This window comes from Streptomyces sp. BE303, from assembly GCF_036290945.1.
In the GTDB taxonomy this organism is placed as follows: domain Bacteria; phylum Actinomycetota; class Actinomycetes; order Streptomycetales; family Streptomycetaceae; genus Kitasatospora.
In genome coordinates, this window is sequence record NZ_JAQYWZ010000885.1 from 1 (window position 1) to 329 (window position 329).

Annotated in this window: 1 protein-coding gene and 1 pseudogene; one reads left to right on the forward strand and one right to left on the reverse strand. The window is 69.3% G+C overall.

Features of this window, described 5'->3' with window-relative positions:
• On the reverse strand, positions 1-215 hold a 215-nt coding region (locus tag PUR56_RS33520; protein WP_443034603.1), incomplete at its 3' end, for a phage holin family protein.
• Between PUR56_RS33520 and PUR56_RS33525 the strand changes: the two are divergent.
• Positions 195-329, forward strand: a pseudogene (locus PUR56_RS33525) (cupin domain-containing protein); the annotation flags it as partial. The gene PUR56_RS33520 and the pseudogene PUR56_RS33525 sit on opposite strands and share 21 nt — an antisense overlap.

A 329-nucleotide genomic window follows, 5' to 3' on the forward strand; every position in this document is an offset into this window, starting at 1 on the left:
AGCATCAACGCGTTCACGATGAAGGTGAACAGACCCAGGGTGAGGATGAACAGGGCGAAGGAAAAGAACTTCACCACCGGCTTGATCAGACAGTACACCACCCCGAAGAGCAGAGCCACGGCGACCACCGTGAGCGAAATGTGCTGCAACTCCACCCCGCCCCGCGGGAGGCAGGGGACGTGCCCGGCGCCGACCCCGACCCGCAGACCGCGCACACCCCGGCCGAGAGCTCCCAGGTGAGCAGCGGCCGGGCCGAGCTGACCGTCGGGGCCGAGACCACCGCGGTGGGGCGGGGCACCGTGGTGTACGTGCCGGCCGGGGTGCCGCAC